Source organism: Bordetella sp. N (genome assembly GCF_001433395.1).
Lineage (GTDB): Bacteria > Pseudomonadota > Gammaproteobacteria > Burkholderiales > Burkholderiaceae_B > Bordetella_C.
Map to the genome: position 1 here is coordinate 6810924 of NZ_CP013111.1, position 19825 is coordinate 6830748.

The window sequence follows — 19825 nt, forward strand, 5'->3', positions numbered from 1 at the left end:
GCGCCGGGAGCGGTGGCGGATCGTCAAGGTTGGAAGCGGGGGCTCCGGAGCCAGCCGAATCGGCTAGGGGGCCAGTGGGGCCATCGTGGCCTGGGCAATCGGCGCGGCGCCGGGCGGTGATGGGTTTGACGATTCTGCTGTCGCTGCTGCTGATCCTGCTCGGGGGCAGTGTTGTGGCGGCGTGGCTGGACTTGCCGGTGCCGCGGCTGCCTGTGCCGCAAGTGCCATGGCCATTTTCCTGGCGTTATGACGCTGATTTGCCGGTCAGTCCTTATGTGTGGCGCAAGCTTGCCGTGGCGGTTGCAATGGTCGCCCTGGCTGGGCTGTTGCTGCTTGGCGGCTGGTGGCGTCGACGGCTCCGGTGGCCCGCGTGGGCTGCGGCGGTTGTGTTGCTGCTCTGTGCCTCCTGGCCGCGGCCGGCGCTTTATCTGACGCCGGCGGTGCAGACGTCATTCGACCGGTCGACCTTGCCCTATACGCCGTTGAGCCTCTTGCAAGGCAAGCTTGCCTACCAGGCGCAGTGCGCGGCCTGCCACGGCGTGGCTGCCGACGGACAAGGACCGCTGGCGTCCACGCAGGCGCGCTGGCCCAGCGCCTTGGGGCAGCCCTTGTTCCAGAATCGCCTGGAAGGCGAAATCTACTGGCGGATACTGCATCACCCGGGTGAGGCAGGAAGCGTGCAGGCCTTGCCGCCTGAAGAGGCCTGGCGCGTGATCGATTACTTGCGGGCGTCGGCGTACGGGGAGAGCGGAGGCTCGGGCATGCCGGCGGTCCCGGCGCCGGAGATCGCCTTGTCCTGCCGCGGACGCGGGCACATCATGTTGTCGGCCTTGCGAGGCCAGCCCGTGCGCATCGTCGCGCACGGGCCATCCACCGCGGCCGATGAGCGCGACGATCCGCGCGTGGTGACCGTAGTCCTGACGCGGGGCGGGGCGGTCAAAGCAAAATCAACGGTGGATACGGGGTCCACGGTCGAAGAAAAATCTGCGGTGGACGCAGAGTCGGCGGTCGTTCCAGAATGCGTCAGTATCGATGCTGCCGCATGGGAGGCATATTCTCTGCTGGCCGGCGCCACACCCGACACCTTGCCCGGCGCGCAATTCCTGGTCGACCGGCAGGGCTGGCTACGCGCCCGCCATGCCGGCGGCAGCGCACCCGCATGGACCAGCGGCGACGACGTCTGTGGCCCCAGCGGCCGCCTGCACGTCGCCGTCGCGGTCCAGGGCCTGGACCAGATCCTCAAGGCCATGGACGCCAGTCCCATCGGGCTCGATCGCTACCGCAAGGGCTAGTACCGGTCGCCGGGCCACGGCCAAGCATTCTCTCAATGCGTCACCGCTTCAGCCTGAGGCTGAAAATGCCTCTGTGCCGGCGGCAGCCCCAGATGCTCCCTCAAGGTCTGCCCGCGATACTCCCGGCGGAACACGCCTTTCTCCTGTAGCAGCGGCACCACGCGGGAGACGAACTCCTCGATCCCCGCGGGCAGCAGATGCGGCGCGATGATGAAGCCATCGCAGGCATCCCCCTGCACATAACGGTCGATCTCATCAGCCACATGCGCCGGAGTGCCGACGAACTGCTGGCGCCCCGTGACCCGGATGATCAGCTCGCGAATACTCAACCCGTCCCGCTCCGCCAATTCACGCCAGCGCCCCGCCGTGGCCGCATTGTCGTCATGCTGCCGGGTGCGGCCACGCGCGACGATGCTGCCCTCGAGGTCCGGCTCGATGTCCGGCAGCGGTCCGTCCGGGTCATAGCCCGACAGGTCGCGATTCCAAACCTGCTCAAGCAGGACGATGGCCGTCTGCGGGCTGACCTGCTGGCGCCGCACCTCGGCGTATCGAGCGGCAGCTTCCTCCGCCGTATCCCCGAGCACCACCCCCACGCCCGGGAGGATCTTCAGTTCCCCCGGGGCACGTCCATAACGCAACAGGCGTCCCTTGACGTCGGCATAGAAGGCCTGCCCTTCGGCCAGCGCCCCGTGGCGGGTAAAGATGGCGTCGGCGGTGCCGGCGGCGAACTCCCTGCCCGCGCTGGAATCACCGGCCTGAAAAATCACGGGATGCCCCTGCGGCGGCGCCGGCACGTCGTAACGACCGCGCACATCGAACTGCGGCCCCTGGTAGTCGAAGTCGTGCCGCCCGCCGTCCCACAGCTGGCGGGCCAGCGTGACGAATTCCCGCGCGCGCTCGTAGCGCTGCTCGAAGGGCAGGTAGCCGCCGCGGCGAAAGTTTTCCCCCGTGAACGCACCCGGCGAGGTCACCACGTTCCAGGCCGAGCGGCCCGCCGATACATGGTCCAAAGTCGCCAGCTGGCGCGCCAGGTTGTAAGGCTCGTTGTAGGTGGCATTCAAAGTGCCGGCCAGCCCGATGCGCGAGGTCACCGCGGCCAGCGCGGCAAGGATCACGAGTGTATTGGGCCGTCCGACCACATCCAGGTCATGCAGCCGGCCTCGCTGTTCGCGCAGGCGCAAGCCTTCGGCCAGGAACAGGAAATCGAGCTTGCCCCGCTCGGCGGCTTGCGCGAAGCGTCTGAAGGCCTCGAACTCGATCTGGCTGCCCGCGCGCGGATCGCTCCAGACCGTCATGTTGTTGACGCCGGGGAAGTGCGCGCCGAGGATGATTTGCTTGCGCGTCATGATCGCTGTGCTCCTTGCCATACACCCCGCGCATGTTCATGCGTGGCGGCTGCTTGTGTCCGTGGGGGCCGGAATTGCCTGGTACCGGTTCAAGGCTGGCGCCAGGCCCAGCCGCTGGCGCAGGGAAACGCCGGGCGCATTGCCGTTTTCGGGCAGCAGGCCGGCATCGCGCAGCCGTGGCAGCACGGCGTGGTCGATGGCGGCCAGGTCGCGCGCAAGGTGACGCGGATGCACGCGCACGCCGTCATAGCCACGGGCCTTGAAGTCGACGATGCGCGCGGCCAGGGTGTCGGGCGTGCCCACGTAATAGGCGCCATCCGCATCCTGTTCCCAGCCGTCATCCTCCACGAGCGGGTCGAGCGAGAACACCAGATCGGCATAATGGCGCAGCGGCGCCAGTCCGGCGCCCGCGTGCTCCCGCGCCACGGTCAGGCGCGCGCGCAAGGACGCTTGCGCGCTGCTGTCGCCGGCCACCGGTATGAAGGCGATATCGGCATGGCGGGCGGCCCAGGCCAGGCCGTGCTCGTCACGCACGGAAACGGCCACCGGCGGCTGGCCTTGCGGCGGCCGCGGCACGATGGACGGGCCCTTGATCGACCAGGCCGCGCCCTTGAAGTCGATGTAGTGCAGCTTGTCGCGGTCGATATAGCGACCGCTGTCCGCATCGCGGATGATGGCGCCGTCTTCCCAGCTGTCCCACAGCAGCCGGATGGCCTGCAAGGCGTCGTCCGCATCGGCATAGAGCGCATCCGCGCGCGGCGCCGGAAAGCCCTTCAGGTCCGCGCCGGCCAATCGCGCCACCGCCGCTGCATGGCCAGTGTTCGGGACCAGGGCGATCAGGCCCGCGCGCCCGCCGCTGACGTAGTCCAGGGTGGCAAGCGCCGTGGAAACATGGAATGGCTCGTTCAGGGGCACCACCACGCTTGGCAGGATGCCGATTCGGCGAGTCAGGGGAGCGACCCGCGCCGCGAGCAGCACGGCATCCAGCGGCGTCTGCCCGGGTCCGCTGGCGCGACCGGCGCGGTCGTCCAAGGTGACGAAGTCGACGCCAGCGGCATCGGCCTCCAGGATGGCCCTTTCCCAATGGAGCACGGGATGCGCGGCCTGGCCTTCGTGCGCGGTCCCGTTCAAGCCCAGGCCGATATGAAAAGAGGAAGTCTGCGTCATGGTCTGAAAGTCCCTGCTCACGCCGCGAGATGCAAGCCGCCTTGCCGGACACGGCTGCGCTGTCCGGGGCTGTCGGCCAGCAGCGCCTGGGTATAGGCATGGCGGGGGTGATCGAAAACCTGCTGCGCCGGTCCCTGCTCGACCACGGCGCCCGCGCGCAGTACCACCACGTGGTCGGAGATCTGGCGCACCACGGCAAGGTCGTGCGAAATGAACAGGTAGCTCACGCCCAGTTCGCTTTGCAAGCGTGCCAGCAGATCCAGGATGCGCGCCTGCACGGACACGTCCAAGGCCGACACTGCTTCGTCCAGGACCAGCAGTTCCGGGCCGATGGCCAGGGCGCGGGCGATCGCGACGCGTTGACGTTGGCCACCGGACAGCTGGGCCGGCTTGCGGTCCAGCAGAGCGGGCGACAATTCCACCTGTTCCAGCAACTGCGCGGCGCGCCGGCGCCGGCTGGCGCCATCGCCGACCCCGAAGGCTTCCAGCGGTTCGGTGATGATGCGCGCCAGCGTGTAGCGGGGGTCGAGCGACGCGTAGGGGTTCTGATAGACGACCTGGACCCGGCGGCGAAAATCGCGCAGGGCGCCGCGGGAGAGGTGCGTGACGTCCTGGCCGTCGAACAGGACGCGGCCGGCGCTGGGCCGTTCCAGGCATAAGGCGATGCGCGCGGTGGTGGACTTGCCGGAGCCGGACTCGCCGACCACCCCTGTCGTACCGTGGCGCGGCACGTCGAATGACACATCGTCGACGGCTTTCAGGCCGGAGCCGAATACCTTGCTCAGCCCTTGGAGGGTGAGCAGCGGCCCTTGCCTGGGCGCGGCGTCCACGCCCGCAACGCGCCCGTGCGCCGCGGCGCTTGCGCCAAAGCGTGCGGGCGGCTCTCTCCTGGCCTGCAGGTCGATGACGTTGGCGGCCCGCGCGTCCGGTGTCCGGGCAAGCGCGCCGCGGGCGTGGCTGGCGAGCAGGGGCGCGGCCGCCAGGAGCGCGCGCGTGTAGTCGTGGCGTGGCTGTTCAAACAGAGCCGCGGTGGTGCCGGTCTCGACCACGCGGCCTTGCTGCATGACCACGATGCGGTCGGCGCGGTCCAGTGCCACGCCCAGGTCATGCGTGATCAGCAGCACGGCGATGTTTTTGCGCCGGGCCAGTCCTTCCAGGTGGTCCAGCACCTGGCGCTGCACCGTGACGTCCAGCGCGCTGGTCGGCTCGTCCGCCACGATCAAGGCCGGTTCATTGGCGATCGCGATGGCGATCAGCACGCGCTGGCGCATGCCGCCGGAAAGCTCATGGGGAAAGCTGCGCGCGATGTGATCGGTGTTGTTCAGGCCCACCTCGGCCAGGAGCCTGGGCACCTGCGCCGCCGCGTGCCGGCGGGGAACGCCATGCGCGGTAAGGGCTTCGCGCAATTGCACGCCGATCCGCTGGATGGGATCCAGCGACAAGCCGGGGTCCTGCGGCACGAAGCCGATGCGGCCGCCGCGCAGCGCCACCCAGGTACGCTCGTTGGCGCCGGCAAGGTCGCGGTCCTCGAAGCGGATGGCGCCACCGTGGCGGCTGGCCGTGGCCGGCAGCAGGCCGGTCAGGGCCGCCGCCAGCGTGGACTTGCCGGAACCGGACTCGCCCACCACGGCGACGATCTCGCCGGGGTTGACGTAAAGGCTGACCCGGTCGAGCGCGGGCAAGGCCAGGCCGTCGTAGGATACGTGCAGGTTCTCGACCGTCAATAGCGGGGACTTTTCTTGCGGCATCATGCGGCTCCCTGTTCCTGCACGGCGCGCGCCACCTGGTTGGCGGCGAGCACCACCAGCGCCACCACGGCGCCGGGCATGGTCGTGTACCACCATGCGGCGGCCATGTAGTTGCGGCCTTCCGAAATGAGCAGGCCCCACTCGGGTTGCGGCGGCGGCGCGCCGAATCCCAGGAAACTCAAGGAAGCGACGGCCAGCACTGCGGAACCGAATTCGAGCGCGGCCAGGGCCAGTACGGGACCCGCCGCGTGCGGCAGTACATGGCGCAGCAGGATGGTGCCGGTACGCACGCCGCCGGCCACGGCGGCTTCGACGAAGACCGCGCCGCGCCAGCGCATGACCTCGCCGCGCATCAGGCGGCTGAACGTGGCGATGTAGGACAGGCCGACCGCGATGGCGATGTTGACGGTGCCGAAACCCAGCACCGTGACGATGGCCATGGACAGCAGCAAGGTGGGGATGGCCATCAGCACGTCGGTAACGCGCATCAACAGGGTGTCGACCCGGCCGCCGAGGAAACCCGCGAGCAATCCGATCGCCCCGCCGCTGGCCAGGGCGATGAGCACCGCCAGGCCGGTCGCGCGCAAGGATGTCGACGTGCCGTGGACCGTGCGCGCGTAGATGTCGCGGCCCAGGTGGTCGGTGCCGAACCAATGCGCCGCCGAGGGGGCCTGCAACGCGTCGCGTGGCACGCCGCGCAGGGGATCCGCGTGGGTGAACAAGGCAGGCCACAGCGCCCAGCCGATGACGAGTGTCAGGACGAGCAAGCTGGCCAGCAGCGCCGGTCGGCGGAGCAATGTGCGGGTCAGGCGCCAGGCAGCGGGCTGGCGGCCGGCTGTATCCGGCGTGTCCGGGTAGTTCAGCGCGCAGGCGGGGTCTGTCATGCCAGCGCCCGTCCGCGTTGGCGTGTGATGCGTGCATCGAGCAAGGGGTAGGCCAGATCGACCGCCAGGTTGACCAGCACGAACACCGTTGCGGCCAGCACCACGACGCCTTGCACCACCGGGATGTCCTTGACCGCCACCGCGCTCTGGGCCAGGCGACCTATGCCTTCCCGCGAGAAAACGGTTTCGGTGACCACCGATCCGGCCAGCAGATTACCCATGATGAGCCCGGCCATGGTCAGCAGCGGAATGGCAGCGTTCGGCAACACGTGCCCCAGCAGCAGCCGCACGCGCGTCAGGCCTTTGGCGCGCAGGGCGTGGATGAAGGGCTGGCGCCAGACGCCTTCCAGCGAGCGCAGCAGCACCTGCGCGACGGTGGCCGCGGTGGGCACGGCCAGGGTGGCCGCGGGCAGCACCAGCGACCGCCAACCCTCGTTGCCCATCGCGGGAAACAGCGGCACGCCGAAGGACAGCCATTGCAGCAGCAGCAACCCGATCCAGAAGGTGGGCAGACACACGCCCAGCGAAGGCAGGGAGTGCAGCAGCTGTCGCAAGCGCGGCGTCTGGGTATTGCTGGCGGCCAGCGCCAGCAATACGCCCAGCACCAGTGCCGCCACCAGCGCGCATAGCGCCAGCGCCGCCGTGGCGGGCGCCGCCTGGGCCAGCATGCCGGCGACGGACTGGCCTGTCTGAATCGAGTTGCCCAGATCCAGCGTGAGCGCATGGCCCAGGGCGATCGCGTATTGCACGGGCAGGGGCTGGTCCAGGTGGTAGGCGGCGCGCAACGCCGCCACTTGCGCCGGGTCGGCCAGGCCGTCGCCCTGGTTCAGCATGATGCTGATGGGGTCGCTGGGCAGGATGTAGAGAATGACAAAGGACAGCGTATAGGCGGCCCACAGCACGAACACCGCCTGGGCCAGACGCGCGGCCAGATAACCGTAGGCGGTGGCGGGCCGTGTCATTTTTCGATCCAGGTGTCGAAGAACTGCAATCGCGAGGAAGCCTCGTAGTGCAGGCCATGCACGTTCTTGCCGGTGGCGCCCACGGTGGCCAGCTCGACCAGCGGGATGGCATGCCCGTCCCGCAGCAGCAAGGTCACGGCTTGATCCACCAGCTTGCGTCTTGTGTCGGTGTCCAGGGTGGTGGCCGAGCGGGCCAGGATGTCGTCAACCTCGGCCGGCTGGCGGAAGTTGACGTTGCGGCCGCTGGACAGGAACACCGTGCGCAGGATGTCGGGGTCGGCACGGGTGAGGTTGTAGAACTGCAGCGCCAGCTGGCCGCTGTCGCGTTTGGCATTGACCTGACCGATCACGCTTTTCTTCAGCTGCAGGTCGATGCCGATGGCGCGCAACTGCTGTTGCACCAGCTCCAGGTATGTGACCGATTGCCAGTATTCCAGGGGTATGGTCAGGCGCTGGCCGTTCTTAACCCGGATGCCGTCGGCGCCGGGCTTCCAGCCCGCGTCATCGAGCAGCTTGATGGCGCCTTCAGGATCGTAAGCGAGGTCGGCCGTATGGTCGATATATAGCGGCGTGGTCTGGGCCAGCAGCGACGTCGCCGCGCGTTGGTATTGCGACAGGATGGTCTGCAATTCGGGGCGGTTGATGCCTTTGACCAAGGCTCGTCGCACCGCGATGTCGCCGCCTATCGGCAGGGACTCCTGCGGGTACAGCGAGTACACCAGGCCGGGGTTGCTGCGCGCCAGGATAGGCAGGCCCTGCGCCTGCAGCACCTTTTCGTCCTGCGGCAGGACGCTGGTATTGACGTCGATCTGGCGCGACACCAGGCTGCCGGTGCGCACGCCCGATTCGGGGATGACGCGGAATTCGATGCCGTCCAGCCAGGCCCGTCCGGGGTGGGCGGCCAGCGACGAGCCCCACGCGTAGTCGTCGCGCCGCTTCAGCTTGACGGCCTGGTTGTGTACGAAGCTTTGCAGGACGAAAGGACCCGAGCCCACCACTTGCCCTTGGCACCGTTCTTCAGGGGACTTCGCCAGCGTCGCTTTCGACAGCAGGCCCAGGCTCATGGTCGATGTGGCTTGCAGGAATTGGGCGTTGGCGTCCTTGAAGCGGATCACCACGGTGTGCGCATCCGGCGTGTCGACGCGGTCCAGGCCGGCCAGATAGGTGGATCCCAGGCTCGAGCGCGCGCCCAGCTTGACGATGCCTTCAAGATTGGCCCGCACGGCGTCGGCGTCCAGAGGGCTGCCGTCGGCGAAGGTGACGCCTTCGCGCAGGACGAAGGTGAAGCTGCGGCTGTCGTCCTCGACCTTCCAGCGGGTCGCCAGCCAGGGCACGATGGCGCCGGTCTTGGGGTCCTGGTCGGTGAGGGAGTCGGTGATCTGGCGGCCGATGTTCAGGGCGGTGTTGTTGCCCGGCTGCTGCGGATCGACGCATTGGGGGTCGCCATCCAGCGCGACTCTGAGGGTGCCGCCGGCCTGCGGCGTGGCGGCCATGGCGGTGGGGCCGAGCACGGCGCCGCACAGCAGCAGCAGGGCGGTGGTCAGTCGGAAGCCGGGCAGGCGTGGAAGCGCTGCTTTCTTGCCGGCCGCCGTTTCAGGCGCGCGGCGACAACCGTCGGCACGGTTGTGGAATTCACTGCACTGCATGGATAAACCGCCTTGAATGTCGCGATGGTGCATGACACTCTAAACGGCGGCGGCCGGGCGCTTAAATACTCAATGCCCATTTGGAAATGCACCAGGGCAGGGGGTGGTGTCAGGGCACCGTCAGACGGTGCCGGTCAGGGCGCGCACGCGCGGGAAGATTTCGGCGGCGAAGCGTTCCTGCTCCGCGATCATGGGGAAGAAGGACAGCAGGAAGGTGCCGATGCCCGCCCGATGGAAGCCGGCGATACGTTCCGCGACCTGGTCGTAGCTGCCGACCAGGCCGGGTATGGTCCCGCCGTTGGCGCCGATCAAGCGGCCTTCCTTGTACTGTTTGACGTAGTGGATGGTGCGTGCTTCGGGATCGATGTGGCCCGACTGGCGGCGCACCGTGTCGTTGGCGCCGTCCTGCACGGCCAGCCAGTGAGCCAGTTCGGCCTGGGCTTCGGCCTCGGTCTCGCGCACCAGGGCGAAGCCGGTCGTGCCGAATTGCAGTGGCGCGCCGTCGCGAGGCCGGGACGCCAGGTCGGCCAGCATGGGCCGCAGGTCCTCGACCGGGCGGCCGTTGACCAGCCAGCAGTCGGCGTGAGCGGCGGCCAGCTGGCGGCCCGGCTCCGATTCGCCGCCGGCGTAAATATAAGGCCGCTGACGGCCATGGCGCGTGGTGCGCAGAGAGAAGTCCTGCAAGTGGAAAGCGGGTCCGGCGTGATTGACGGTGGCGCCTTCCATCAGGGACTTTGCCACCGCGATCCATTCGGCACTGTAGGCATAACGCTCGTCATGGGGCGGGAAGCCGATGCCGGACTGTTCGAGCTCCGGCTTGTACCAGGCGCTGACCAGGTTGATGGCGAAGCGCCCCGCGCTGATGTCCTCGATGCCCAGCGCCATCTTCGCCAGCACGGCGGGATGGTAGAGGCGCGGCTTGACCGCGGCGATGATTTCGATGGTCGACGTCACGGCGGCGGCCGCCGCAGCCGCGGTCCATGCGTCCAGAACCTCGGCGTCCTGGCCGGCCGGATTGATCGTGTGCTGGGCGAACAGCGCGGTGGCATAGCCGCTGCGCTCGGCGCTGAGCACCACGTCGCGCGCCAGGGCAAAGGGGGCGGTCACCGGCTCATGGGCGGGCGCGACCCAATGACCGCGATGCGGTGCCCAGATGCCATAGCGGATCTCCCGGGGCGCATGCAGGGAGGGTTGGGTCATGTGAATTCCTGTAGAAGTCGTTCGCGCAGCACTTGCAGCGCGGGCAGGGTGCGGCTGCGCGGACGGGGCAAGGTGACCGTCAGGCTGGAGACGATGCGGCCCTGGTCCAGCACCAGGACGCGATCCGCCAGCAGCAGCGCTTCCTCGACGTCGTGCGTGACCAGCAGGGCGGCCATGCGATGTCGCGCCCACAGTCCGGCCACCAGCGTCTGCATCTGCATGCGCGTCAGCGCGTCGAGCGCGCCGAAGGGCTCGTCCAGCAGCAGCAGGCGCGGCTCGCGCAACAGGGCGCGGCACAAGGCGCAACGTTGCGCCTGGCCGCCGGACAAGGTGGCGGGATAGGCATCGACGCGATCCTCAAGGCCGACCTCGCGCAGCAGGTCGACGGCCATGGCGCGCCGGGCAGTGCGGCCGGCGGCCACGCCCAGGGTGATGTTCTCCCACACGCGTTTCCAAGGCACCAGCCGGGCGTCCTGGAATACATAACCCGTGCGTGGCGCTGCTTCGATGTGGCCTTGCGCCTGGCCGTCCAGGCCGCTGAGTATGCGCAGCAGCGTGGATTTGCCGGAGCCGCTCTTGCCGATGAGGGCGATGAATTCGCCTTCGTTGAGGTCGAGCGAAACATCCTGGAGCACCGCGCGCCCGTCGAAATTTCGGCTCACCTTGTGGAGCCAGGCCACGGGCCGCGTCGGCGGGGCGGCAGGGGCGGTGGCGGGAGCGGCGGTCACCGCGTGCAGCACGGCGCGCGTCATGCCGCAACCTGCCAGGCGGCGCTGCGCTTTTCCGCGTAGCGGACGAGCAGGTCGGCGAACAGCCCCACCAGGGCATAGATCACCAGGCAGGCCATGATGATATCGGTCTGTCCAAAAGTGCGCGCCTGCATCGTCAGAAAGCCGATGCCTGAATTGGCATTGACCTGCTCGGCCACGATCAGGCTGATCCATGCGGCGCCCAGGGACAGGCGCAGGCCCACGAGTATGCCCGGCAGGGCACCGGGCAGGACGATCTCGCGCAGCAGTTGCAGGCGCGTCAGCGACTGGATCCGCGCCAGCTCCAGCAGGCGCGGATCGATGCCGCGGATCGCCTTGAACGTGTTCAGGTACAGCGGAAAGAAACTGCCCAGGGCCACGAGCGCGACTTTGGCTTCCTCGCCGATGCCGAACCAGATCAGGAACAGAGGCACCAGGGCCAGGTGCGGCAAGGTGCGCAGCATCTGCAAGGTGGCATCCAGCAGCGTCTCGGCGCCCCGGGTCAGTCCCACGGCCACGCCCAGCAGCAGGCCCAGCCCGCCCCCCAGCACCAGGCCGATGGCCGCGCGCGCCAGGGAGATGCCCAGCGAAGGCAGCAGCACCTGGTCATGCTGCATCTGGCCGAATGCCAGCATGGTCTGCCAGGGCGAGCCGAGCTGGGTGGCGTCTATCCAGTCCAGCGACCCGGCCAGTTGCCAGGCCGCCAGTAGCAGGACCGGGACGGCGAAGCGGCGCAGTTGGCCGGTCATGGGGTGGCAAGGTTGCGGTCGAAGCTCCCATCGAACTCTTCCCGGGTATCGAGATGCGTGGGGATGAGTTTCTGGTCGGCGAAGGCGTCGGCGATACGCTGCGTGTAGGCGGCCAGCTTGCCGTCGCCCACCGGCGCCAGCGTGGGCACCATGACGTCGGAGGCGGCCCGCACGATGTCGCGCGGGATGCCGTACTTGGGCGCCAGCCAGGTGGCGCGCTGGTCGAGGTTCTGCTGGATCCACGCAAGGTGCTGGTTCAGGGCCCTGACGAAGGCATCCAGCGCCGCGCGCTTTTCACCCGCGATGGTGCGCGTGGTGGCAAGGTAGTAGAGCGAGCTGTTGACCAGCCCGCGGCCGTCCGCGAGCACGCGGCCGCCCTGCGCTTCGATGATCTGTATGGTGGGCGCGGTGGTGATGGTGGCGTCGATCTTGCCGTTGGCCAGGGCCGTGATGGAGTCCGCGGGCCCCAGCAGGACGGGCTGGATGTCGGCCTGCTTCAGGCCCGCGGTGGCGAGCAGCTGGATCAGCAGCCAGTGGCTGTTGGTGCCCTGTACGAACGCGATCCTCTTGCCCTTGAGGTCGGCCACGGTCTTGATGGGGGCATCCTTGCGCACCAGCAGGGCGGTGGCCTTTTCCTGCGGCGCGGTGGCGGCTATGACGCGGATGGGCCGCTTTCCCGCTTGCGCGAAGATGGGCTGCACTTCACCGGTTTCGCCGATGTCGACCGCGCCGGCATTGACGGCTTCCAGCGCGTCGTTGCCGGTTTCGAGCGGAACCAGCTCAAGCTTGACCCCAGGGATGGCGACGTTGGCCAGCGGGAAATCGGCGATATAGCCCTGGGTGCGCAGATAGCCGATACGCAGGGTGACGTCGGCGGCCGACGCGGTGAAGGCGGTCAGCGCCAGAATCGCGGCGCCGACCGCTTGGATCAGCTTGGAATGAGACATGGCAGGACGGTGTTCAAAGAGTAGGGGAGGGGCGGTGGTGAGCGATGGGCGACCCGACGGTGCTGCCCCATTCGGTCCAGGAGCCGTCGTACAGGCGCACGTCGGCGAAGCCGAGTCTTTCCTGCAGCACGAAGGTCAGCAGGCTGGCGCGGTGCGACAGGCGGCAATAGGCGATCACCGGCCGGTCGGCGCGCAGCCCCGCGGCTTCGACGCGCGCGCGCAGTTCTTCATCGGGCCGCAGGCGGCCGTGCGCATCGAGCAAGTCCAGATAATGCAGGTTGCGGGCGCCGGGGACGTGGCCGGCGCGCTCGGCCCCATGGTCGTCGTTGCCGGGCGGGCTGACGCGCCAGCCGTCGTACTCTTCACGAGACCGCGCGTCGACGATCTGCACACGGTCTTGCCCGATGGCTTCCAGGACGTCCTGGCGCAAGGCGCGCCGCGGCGCGGGGCCGCTCTCTATGGCGGCGGCAGGCAGCGCGCCCGCCGCGGCAGGCAAGGCCTCGGTCAAGGCTTCCGGCTGCTCCAGCACGAAGACTGGCCGCAAGCCGGCGTGGCGTAGCGCCCAGCGGGCGTAGAAACCGTATTGACAGTGATCGCCGTAGAGGATGGTGGGGCGGTCCGCGTCCAGACCGAGGGCCCGCAGGCGCTGGCGCAACAGCGCCTCGTCGGCGAAATCACGGATGTCCGGCAGCCATAGCAGGTCTTTCCAGAAGACCGGTGTAGCGCCTTGGGCGAGTGGGGCCGCGTCCGACGCGTGCGAACGGACCTCGATCAGGTTCAGCGCGGTATGCGCGGCAAGTTCTCGCAGCGCGGGCACGGTAAGCGTGCCTTCGCGCCAGCGCGCCGGCGGAGTGTGGGTGTCGCCCAAGATAGCGTGGCCTCGTTGGAATAAAGGGCTGGGCCTTTCATGCTAACGAGACCACGGGGTCAGGCGAACGATGGATTTCTTGTTTGTATAGACGCGAACACAAATAAGCGCGTGCGGGCACCCAGGCAGGGCGCCCGCATGCGTCTTACGGCGCCGGGTTGGTCCAGCGCGCGTGGATCGCGTCGACGGCCTTCAGGAGTTCGGCACTGAACTCCACTTCGGCGCTGTCGATGTTTTCCTTCAGCTGATCGAGGTTGGTGGCGCCGATCAGGTTGCTGGTGGTGAAGGGCCGGGTATTGATGAAGGCCAGGGCCAGTTGCGTCGGCGTCAGGCCGTGTTCCCGCGCCAGCTTGCAGTATTCGACCGTGGCGGCTTCCGACTGCGGGTTGCTGTAGCGCGTGAAGCGGGTGAAGATCGACAGGCGGGCGTTGGCGGGACGGGCGCCGTCCAGATACTTGCCGGTCAGCATGCCCATGGCCAGGGGCGAGTAGGCCAACAGGCCCACGCCTTCATGGTGGCTGAATTCCGACAGGCCGTTTTCATACTGGCGGTTCAGCAGGCTGTAGGGATTCTGAATAGACACGATGCGCGGTAGATTGCCTTGCTCCGCATGCTTGAGGAATTGCGCCACGCCCCACGGCGTTTCATTGGACACGCCGATGTGGCGGACCTTGCCTTGTTTGACGAAGTCTTGCAGGACGTCCAGCGTCTCGGCGATGGGGACGGTGTGTTCGTCCTGCACCCACGGGTAGTAGGGCACGCCGAAGGTATTGGTGGTGCGATCGGGCCAGTGCAGCTGATACAGGTCCAGATAGTCCGTCTGCAGGCGCTTCAGGCTGGCGTCCAGCGCGGCGGTGAGGTTCTTGCGGTCGAAGAAGGTCTTGCCGTCGCGGATATGGCCGGGCCGCTTGGGATCGCGCGCCGGGCCAGCGCACTTGCTGGCCAGAATGATGTCTTTGCGGCGGCCGGTACGGGCCAGCCAGGTGCCGATATAGCTTTCGGTGCGGCCTTGAGTTTCCGCCTTGGGCGGCACCGGGTACATCTCGGCGGTATCGACCAGGGTCACGCCATGCGCCAGGGCGTAGTCCAGCTGTTCATGCGCTTCAGCTTCGGAATTCTGTTCGCCCCAGGTCATGGTCCCCAGACCGATCAGGCTGACGTTCAAATCGGTATTGCCGAGTTTGCGGTATTTCAAGGAAGTGCTCCGGATTAGTGGGCGTGCTTAGACGGCGATCTTACTCCCCGTGCCTGAACTTGAGGATAATGCCGAGGTATAAGTCCACGCCATGACGCGTCTTCGCGCGGACCATGAATACACCAAGGGAACCATGACCGATCTGAACCTGGGCCATATGCAGGCCTATGCGCTGGTCATCGAGCTGGGCAGTTTTTCGGCGGCGGCCGACCGCCTGGGCATCTCGCAGCCGGCCATCAGCGCGCAGGTCAAGCAATTGGAGCGCCGCTGCGGCGTGCGGCTGGTCGAACGCGTCGGCCGCCGTGCCACGCCCACCGCGGCCGGCATGGAATTGCTGGCGCATCGGGACCGCATCGCGGCGGCCGTCGATGCCGCGCTGGAAGCCGTGGCACGCCATGGCACGCAGGTCGCCGGCCGCATCCGTCTGGGCGCGGGCGCCACCGCCTGCATCCATTTTCTACCGCCCATCCTCGAACGGTTGCGGCACGGCTTCCCGGAACTGACCGTGGCGGTAAGCACGGGCAATACCGATGATTTCGTCGCGGACGTGATCGGCAACCGGCTGGACCTGGCGTTGGTGACGCTGCCGGCCGCGGGCCGCGCGCTGACCGTGCTGCCGGTGCTGCAAGAGGACTTCGTGGCGATCGCGCCCGCCGGCATGCTGCCACCCGGGCCGGTGACGCCGGCGGCGCTGGCGCGCACGCCCTTGATCCTGTTCCAGAGCGAGGCCAATACGCGGCGCCTGATCGACCATTGGTTCGCGCAGGACGGCGTGACGGCGCGCCCGGTGATGGAGCTGGGCAGCATCGAGGCCATCAAGGAGATGGTGGCCGCGGGCCTGGGCAGCAGCCTGGTGCCGGCCATGGCGGTGGCCCGTGCCAAGGCTAGTGGCAGGGATGCCGCGCAAGGGGATCGGTGGCATTGCCATGCCACCGAGGCGCCCTTGCGGCGCGGCCTGGCGCTGGTGCTGCGTCAGGACAAGCCGATGACCCGCGCCTTGCGGGAAGTGCTGCGGGCGATCGAGGCCGCGCCGGCTATTCCGGCTGCGGATACGTCCCGCCCAAGGCGGCGGTAAGCGCGCGCGCGGCCTGCTTGACGGGCAGTTGATACGCCGCGTCGAAACGCTCCGCGGGCATGGTCAAGGTGATGGAGCCGACGAACTCGCCATCGGCACCGAACACCGGCGCGGCGATGCCCGCCAGTTCGGGCAGGCGATCGCCCACCAGCACCACCACCTGCTCATGCCGGACGCGCGCATGAATCGCGTCCGTGCCGCCGCCATAGGCCGAAAGAATGCGCCCCCCCGCGCCCCGATCCAGGGGCAGCAGGTCACCCGCGCGCGTGTGATCGCGCACGGGCCGCGGGGAATCGACTCGATGCAGGCACAGGCGTTGATCGCCCTGGCGGACGTGCAGGGCCGCGCTTTCCTGGGTGATGCCGACCAGCTCGCGCAAGGCGGGCATCACCACCGACGCCAGGGAGAACGAGGCCGAGTAGACCTGGTGCAGCCGGGCGATGCCCGGACCCAGGGCATAGCGCCCGTCCGTGCGCCGGTGGACCAGATGCGCATGTTCGAGCGACGCCATCAGGCGCAGCACGGTGCTCTTGTGCAAACGCGTGTGCTCGGCCAGCTCCGACAGATCCGGTTGCGGCAGCGAAGCGGAGAACGCATTCAGCAGGGACAAGGCGCGATCGACGGCGGCGACACCGCCGGCGGCGGCGTTCTCGTCGGCCAGGGAAGGCGTGGCGGATTTTCTGGGCATGGCGGGGCCTCGCTTGACAGCGGCATTCGGCGCCGGTCATCATAGATAGAACGGTATTCTATCTAATGAAATCAGCTGGTGCAAGGCTGAACAACATCCACCGCCGATTCGTCCAGATCATCCAAGGAGACAACATGGACCATCAACGCCGCGTTCTGCTCGCCGGCATGGCTGCCGCTGCCGCTGGCTTCACCTTGCCGGGCCTGGCCCGCGCCGCCGACGCGAAGTACCCCTCGGGGCCCATCACCATGATCGTGCCCTTCCCGCCGGGCGGCGGCACCGATGCCGCGTCGCGCCTGATCGCGCAGTTCGTCGGCCAGGCCACGGGCTGGAACATCGTGGTGGAGAACCGCTCGGGCGCCGGCGGCAATATCGGCCTGGGCCTGCTGTCGCGCGCCAAGGCCGACGGACTGACGATAGGCATGGGCCAGACGTCCAACCTGGCCATCAATCCGTCGCTGTATCCCAAGATGCCCTATGACTCGCTCAAGGACTTCGTCCCCATCGTGCTGGTCGCCGGCCAGCCGGTGGTGCTGGTGGTCAGCGCCACCAGCCAGTACAAGTCCCTGGAGGACGTGGTGAAGGCGGCCAAGGCCAAGCCGGAAGCCATCACCATGGCGTCGGCCGGCATCGGTACCGTCGGCCATCTGGCTGGCGCCATGTTCATGCAGGCCGCCGGCGTCAAGTTCCTGCACGTGCCGCATCCGGGCGCGTCGACCGCCGTGTCCAATATGATCGGTGGCCAGGTCGACATCTATTTCGCGACCCCCGCCACGGTGCTGCCGCTGATCGCCAGCGGCAAGCTGCGTCCGCTGGCGGTGACGTCCAAGGATCGCCTGAAGGCCTTGCCCGACACGCCCGCCATCGCCGAACAGGGCTATGCGGATTTCGACGCGCGCGACTGGAAAGGCCTGGTGGCGCCCACCGGTACGCCGGCCGAGGCCGTCCAGCGCATCAACGCGGTGGTCAACGAAGCCTTGAAAAAGCCGCTGACCATCGAACGCTTCGCCGCGGAAGGCAGCACCCCGATCGGCGGCACGCCTGAAGATTTCGCCACCTTCCTGAAGTCGGAATACAAGCGCTGGGGCGATTCGGTACGCGCCTCGGGCGCGAAGATGGAATAAACCAAGAGGAATCATTCATGTCCAAGCCTTTGCACGGCATCCGTGTGCTGGACCTTACCAATGTGCTGGCGGGGCCGTTCTGCTGCCATCAGCTGGCGCATATGGGCGCCGACGTCATCAAGGTGGAAACGCCCGGGACCGGCGACCTGGCGCGCCAGCTGGGCGCCGATGCCGACTTGAACCGCGGCCTGATGGGGGTTTCCTTCCTGGCGCAAAACGCCGGCAAGCGCTCCATCACCGTGAACTTGAAGCATGCGCGCGGCCAGGAAGTGTTCCTGCGCCTGGTGGCCGAGGCCGACGTGGTGGTGGAGAATTTCCGTCCCGGCGTGATGGACCGCCTGGGCGTGGGTTTCGAGGTGCTGCGCCAGCACCAGCCGCGACTGGTGTACTGCGCCATTTCCGGCTTTGGCCAGCAGGGGCCGCTGCGCGACTATCCGGCCTATGACCAGATCGTGCAGGGCATGTCCGGTGTGATGAGCATCACCGGCGCGCCGGAGACGGCGCCTTACCGCGTGGGCTATCCCATCGCCGACACCATCGGCGGCATGACGGCGGCGTTCGCGGTGGCGGCGGCCCTGGCTGAGCGCGAGCGTGACAGCGCGCGCTTCATCGATGTCTCCATGCTGGAGGCCACCATGGCCACCATGGGCTGGGCGGTGTCCAACTACCTGGTGGCGGGGCGCACGCCGACACCCATGGGTAACGACAACGTCACCGCCAGCCCGTCCGGCACTTTCCGCACGGGCGATGGCCTGCTGAACATCGCGGCCAACAAGCAGGAGCAATTCGAAGCCCTGTGCCGGGTCGTGGGACGCGAGGACCTGATCGCGCATCCTGACTATGCTGAACGGCAGGCCCGCTTGCGCCATCGGGATGCGTTGAAGGCCGAGGTCGAACAGGCCCTGGCGGCGCGGTCCGCGCTGGAGTGGTGGCCCTTGCTGACAGAGGCCGGCGTGCCGACCGGACCGGTCTACAGCGTCGAACAGGCACTGGCCCATCCGCAGGTCGCTGACCGCGGGATGGTGGCTACTTTCCCGGACGTGCCTGGCGTGGGCCGCGACGTGCGGGTGGTGCGCACGGGTTTCAAGCTGGATGGGGACGCGCCGTCGGTCGATACACCGCCGCCGCAACTGGGACAACACAGTGAAGAATTGCTGCGCGAGCTCGGCTATGACGCCGAGCAGATCCGCAGCCTGAAAGAGGAGCGAGCGATATGAGCAATAAGGAATCCGTTCAAGCCCCGGTGGATCATGACGCGGGCCAGGCCAGCCGGCAGTGGTGGCATACGTCCATCATCGACATGAAGCCGGGCTCGATCCGTTACCACGGTTACGCCATACAAGACCTGATCGGCAATATCGGCTTTGCCCAGATGGCCTGGCTGATGCTGCGTGGCGAACTGCCGTCGGAGCGCCAGGGCAAATTGCTGGAAGCGGCGCTGATGGCTGCTGTCGACCATGGTCCGCAAGCGCCCAGCATCGCCATCGCGCGCATGGCGGCGACCTGCGGCGTGGGCTTGAACAATGCCATGGCGTCGGCCGTCAACGTGCTGGGCGATGTCCATGGCGGCGCCGGTGAACAGGCCGTCGAGCTGTACCAGGACGTGGCCGCGCGCATCGATGCCGGCGCCAGCCAGGACGAGGCGGTACGGGCTGGGCTGGATGCCTTCATCGACCTGCATGGCAAGTTCGTGTCGGGCTTCGGCCATCGCTTCCACCATCTGGATCCGCGCGCGCCGCGTCTGCTGCAACTGGTGGACGAAGCCGCGGCGGCCGGCGCCGTGTCAGGCCGGTACGCGGTGATCGCCCGCGCGATCGAAGCCGAGCTGGCGGCCCGTAAGGGCAAGGGCATACCGATGAACATCGACGGCGCCACCGCGGTGATCTATGCGGAACTGGGCTTTCCGGCGCCTTTGGCGCGCGGTTTGTTTTGCCTTTCGCGGTCGGTGGGCATCCTTGCTCATGCGTGGGAGCAGACCAACCAGGGCGGCCGCAACAAGGGGCCGATCCCGCGGCAGTACATTCCTGTGTATGACGGCCACCCGCCGCGCGATGTGCCGCAGGAGTAAGCTGGGAGCGCCCTGGTCCACGGGGCGCGCAGCCAGCCGCCGGCGTCGACTCGGTGAGCCCATCTTGAAGAGCTGTAAGCGGGCGTAGCGCGGCCCGCGTTTTAAATCATCTGTCAG

Annotated in this window: 18 protein-coding genes; 5 read left to right on the forward strand and 13 right to left on the reverse strand. The window is 67.9% G+C overall.

Annotated elements, in window-relative coordinates:
- Positions 1-119: 119 nt before the first annotated feature.
- Positions 120-1292, forward strand: a complete 1173-nt coding sequence (locus ASB57_RS29360; protein WP_057655594.1) for a cytochrome c — start codon at positions 120-122, stop codon at positions 1290-1292.
- 32 nt (positions 1293-1324) lie between these two features.
- On the opposite strand, the gene ASB57_RS29365 is transcribed toward ASB57_RS29360, so the two are convergent.
- The 12 genes from ASB57_RS29365 to ASB57_RS29420 form a co-directional block, all read right to left on the reverse strand.
- The gene (locus ASB57_RS29365) at positions 1325-2638 is read right to left on the reverse strand and encodes an LLM class flavin-dependent oxidoreductase (protein WP_197424895.1); all 1314 of its coding nucleotides are present in this window, start codon (positions 2636-2638) and stop codon (positions 1325-1327) included.
- A 36-nt stretch (positions 2639-2674) separates the two neighbouring features.
- The gene (locus ASB57_RS29370; protein WP_057655598.1) at positions 2675-3805 is read right to left on the reverse strand and encodes an LLM class flavin-dependent oxidoreductase; all 1131 of its coding nucleotides are present in this window, start codon (positions 3803-3805) and stop codon (positions 2675-2677) included.
- A 17-nt stretch (positions 3806-3822) separates the two neighbouring features.
- Entirely contained in the window at positions 3823-5556 is a 1734-nt protein-coding gene (locus tag ASB57_RS29375; protein ID WP_197424897.1) for an ABC transporter ATP-binding protein, read from the reverse strand.
- Complete coding sequence (locus tag ASB57_RS29380) at positions 5553-6437, reverse strand: ABC transporter permease (RefSeq protein WP_082621929.1); 885 nt, start codon at positions 6435-6437, stop codon at positions 5553-5555. Before ASB57_RS29380 ends, ASB57_RS29375 begins: the two co-directional genes overlap by 4 nt.
- The gene (locus ASB57_RS29385) at positions 6434-7399 is read right to left on the reverse strand and encodes an ABC transporter permease (protein ID WP_057655599.1); all 966 of its coding nucleotides are present in this window, start codon (positions 7397-7399) and stop codon (positions 6434-6436) included. The genes ASB57_RS29380 and ASB57_RS29385 overlap by 4 nt, the downstream gene beginning before the upstream one ends.
- Entirely contained in the window at positions 7396-9045 is a 1650-nt protein-coding gene (locus ASB57_RS29390; protein ID WP_082622098.1) for an ABC transporter substrate-binding protein, read from the reverse strand. The genes ASB57_RS29385 and ASB57_RS29390 overlap by 4 nt, the downstream gene beginning before the upstream one ends.
- A 120-nt stretch (positions 9046-9165) precedes the next feature.
- Positions 9166-10245: an LLM class flavin-dependent oxidoreductase gene (locus ASB57_RS29395; RefSeq protein ID WP_057655602.1), complete on the reverse strand. Its 1080-nt coding sequence runs from the start codon at positions 10243-10245 to the stop codon at positions 9166-9168.
- Positions 10242-10997: an ABC transporter ATP-binding protein gene (locus ASB57_RS29400; RefSeq protein ID WP_082621930.1), complete on the reverse strand. Its 756-nt coding sequence runs from the start codon at positions 10995-10997 to the stop codon at positions 10242-10244. Before ASB57_RS29400 ends, ASB57_RS29395 begins: the two co-directional genes overlap by 4 nt.
- The gene (locus tag ASB57_RS29405) at positions 10994-11743 is read right to left on the reverse strand and encodes an ABC transporter permease (protein ID WP_057655604.1); all 750 of its coding nucleotides are present in this window, start codon (positions 11741-11743) and stop codon (positions 10994-10996) included. The genes ASB57_RS29400 and ASB57_RS29405 overlap by 4 nt, the downstream gene beginning before the upstream one ends.
- Positions 11740-12690: an aliphatic sulfonate ABC transporter substrate-binding protein gene (locus ASB57_RS29410; RefSeq protein ID WP_057655605.1), complete on the reverse strand. Its 951-nt coding sequence runs from the start codon at positions 12688-12690 to the stop codon at positions 11740-11742. Before ASB57_RS29410 ends, ASB57_RS29405 begins: the two co-directional genes overlap by 4 nt.
- Positions 12691-12703: 13 nt before the next feature.
- Positions 12704-13558, reverse strand: a complete 855-nt coding sequence (locus ASB57_RS29415; RefSeq protein ID WP_057655607.1) for a sulfurtransferase — start codon at positions 13556-13558, stop codon at positions 12704-12706.
- A gap of 145 nt (positions 13559-13703) precedes the next feature.
- Entirely contained in the window at positions 13704-14753 is a 1050-nt protein-coding gene (locus ASB57_RS29420) for an NADP(H)-dependent aldo-keto reductase (RefSeq protein WP_057655608.1), read from the reverse strand.
- Between the two features lie 91 nt (positions 14754-14844).
- Here ASB57_RS29420 and ASB57_RS29425 point away from each other — a divergent pair, with 91 nt between their 5' ends.
- On the forward strand, positions 14845-15828 hold the full coding sequence (locus ASB57_RS29425; RefSeq protein ID WP_231755290.1) for a LysR family transcriptional regulator: 984 nt from the start codon (positions 14845-14847) through the stop codon (positions 15826-15828).
- Here the strand turns inward: ASB57_RS29425 and ASB57_RS29430 are convergent.
- A complete protein-coding gene (locus ASB57_RS29430) occupies positions 15788-16516 on the reverse strand; it encodes an IclR family transcriptional regulator (RefSeq protein WP_057655610.1) in 729 nt (242 codons plus the stop codon). The two genes, ASB57_RS29425 and ASB57_RS29430, sit on opposite strands and share 41 nt — an antisense overlap.
- 134 nt (positions 16517-16650) lie before the next feature.
- On the opposite strand from ASB57_RS29430, the gene ASB57_RS29435 reads away from it, so the two are divergent.
- Genes ASB57_RS29435 through ASB57_RS29445 form a run of 3 tightly spaced genes read left to right on the forward strand, consistent with a single transcriptional unit; the run spans position 16651 to position 19708 of the window.
- A complete protein-coding gene (locus ASB57_RS29435) occupies positions 16651-17640 on the forward strand; it encodes a tripartite tricarboxylate transporter substrate binding protein (RefSeq protein WP_057655613.1) in 990 nt (329 codons plus the stop codon).
- Between the two features lie 17 nt (positions 17641-17657).
- Positions 17658-18857, forward strand: a complete 1200-nt coding sequence (locus ASB57_RS29440) for a CaiB/BaiF CoA-transferase family protein (protein WP_057655614.1) — start codon at positions 17658-17660, stop codon at positions 18855-18857.
- Positions 18854-19708 (forward strand): citryl-CoA lyase, encoded by an 855-nt coding sequence (locus ASB57_RS29445; RefSeq protein WP_057655616.1) that lies wholly within the window; start codon positions 18854-18856, stop codon positions 19706-19708. Before ASB57_RS29440 ends, ASB57_RS29445 begins: the two co-directional genes overlap by 4 nt.
- The last annotated feature ends 117 nt before the right edge of the window (positions 19709-19825 follow it).

Coding starts and splice junctions, on each gene's coding strand:
- ASB57_RS29360 (WP_057655594.1), top strand. CDS start 120: ATGGGTTTGACGATTCTGCTGTCGCTGCTGCTGATCCTGCTCGGGGGC.
- ASB57_RS29365 (WP_197424895.1), bottom strand. CDS start 2,638: ATGACGCGCAAGCAAATCATCCTCGGCGCGCACTTCCCCGGCGTCAAC.
- ASB57_RS29370 (WP_057655598.1), bottom strand. CDS start 3,805: ATGACGCAGACTTCCTCTTTTCATATCGGCCTGGGCTTGAACGGGACC.
- ASB57_RS29375 (WP_197424897.1), bottom strand. CDS start 5,556: ATGATGCCGCAAGAAAAGTCCCCGCTATTGACGGTCGAGAACCTGCAC.
- ASB57_RS29380 (WP_082621929.1), bottom strand. CDS start 6,437: ATGACAGACCCCGCCTGCGCGCTGAACTACCCGGACACGCCGGATACA.
- ASB57_RS29385 (WP_057655599.1), bottom strand. CDS start 7,399: ATGACACGGCCCGCCACCGCCTACGGTTATCTGGCCGCGCGTCTGGCC.
- ASB57_RS29390 (WP_082622098.1), bottom strand. CDS start 9,045: ATGCAGTGCAGTGAATTCCACAACCGTGCCGACGGTTGTCGCCGCGCG.
- ASB57_RS29395 (WP_057655602.1), bottom strand. CDS start 10,245: ATGACCCAACCCTCCCTGCATGCGCCCCGGGAGATCCGCTATGGCATC.
- ASB57_RS29400 (WP_082621930.1), bottom strand. CDS start 10,997: ATGACGCGCGCCGTGCTGCACGCGGTGACCGCCGCTCCCGCCACCGCC.
- ASB57_RS29405 (WP_057655604.1), bottom strand. CDS start 11,743: ATGACCGGCCAACTGCGCCGCTTCGCCGTCCCGGTCCTGCTACTGGCG.
- ASB57_RS29410 (WP_057655605.1), bottom strand. CDS start 12,690: ATGTCTCATTCCAAGCTGATCCAAGCGGTCGGCGCCGCGATTCTGGCG.
- ASB57_RS29425 (WP_231755290.1), top strand. CDS start 14,845: ATGACGCGTCTTCGCGCGGACCATGAATACACCAAGGGAACCATGACC.
- ASB57_RS29430 (WP_057655610.1), bottom strand. CDS start 16,516: ATGCCCAGAAAATCCGCCACGCCTTCCCTGGCCGACGAGAACGCCGCC.
- ASB57_RS29435 (WP_057655613.1), top strand. CDS start 16,651: ATGGACCATCAACGCCGCGTTCTGCTCGCCGGCATGGCTGCCGCTGCC.
- ASB57_RS29440 (WP_057655614.1), top strand. CDS start 17,658: ATGTCCAAGCCTTTGCACGGCATCCGTGTGCTGGACCTTACCAATGTG.
- ASB57_RS29445 (WP_057655616.1), top strand. CDS start 18,854: ATGAGCAATAAGGAATCCGTTCAAGCCCCGGTGGATCATGACGCGGGC.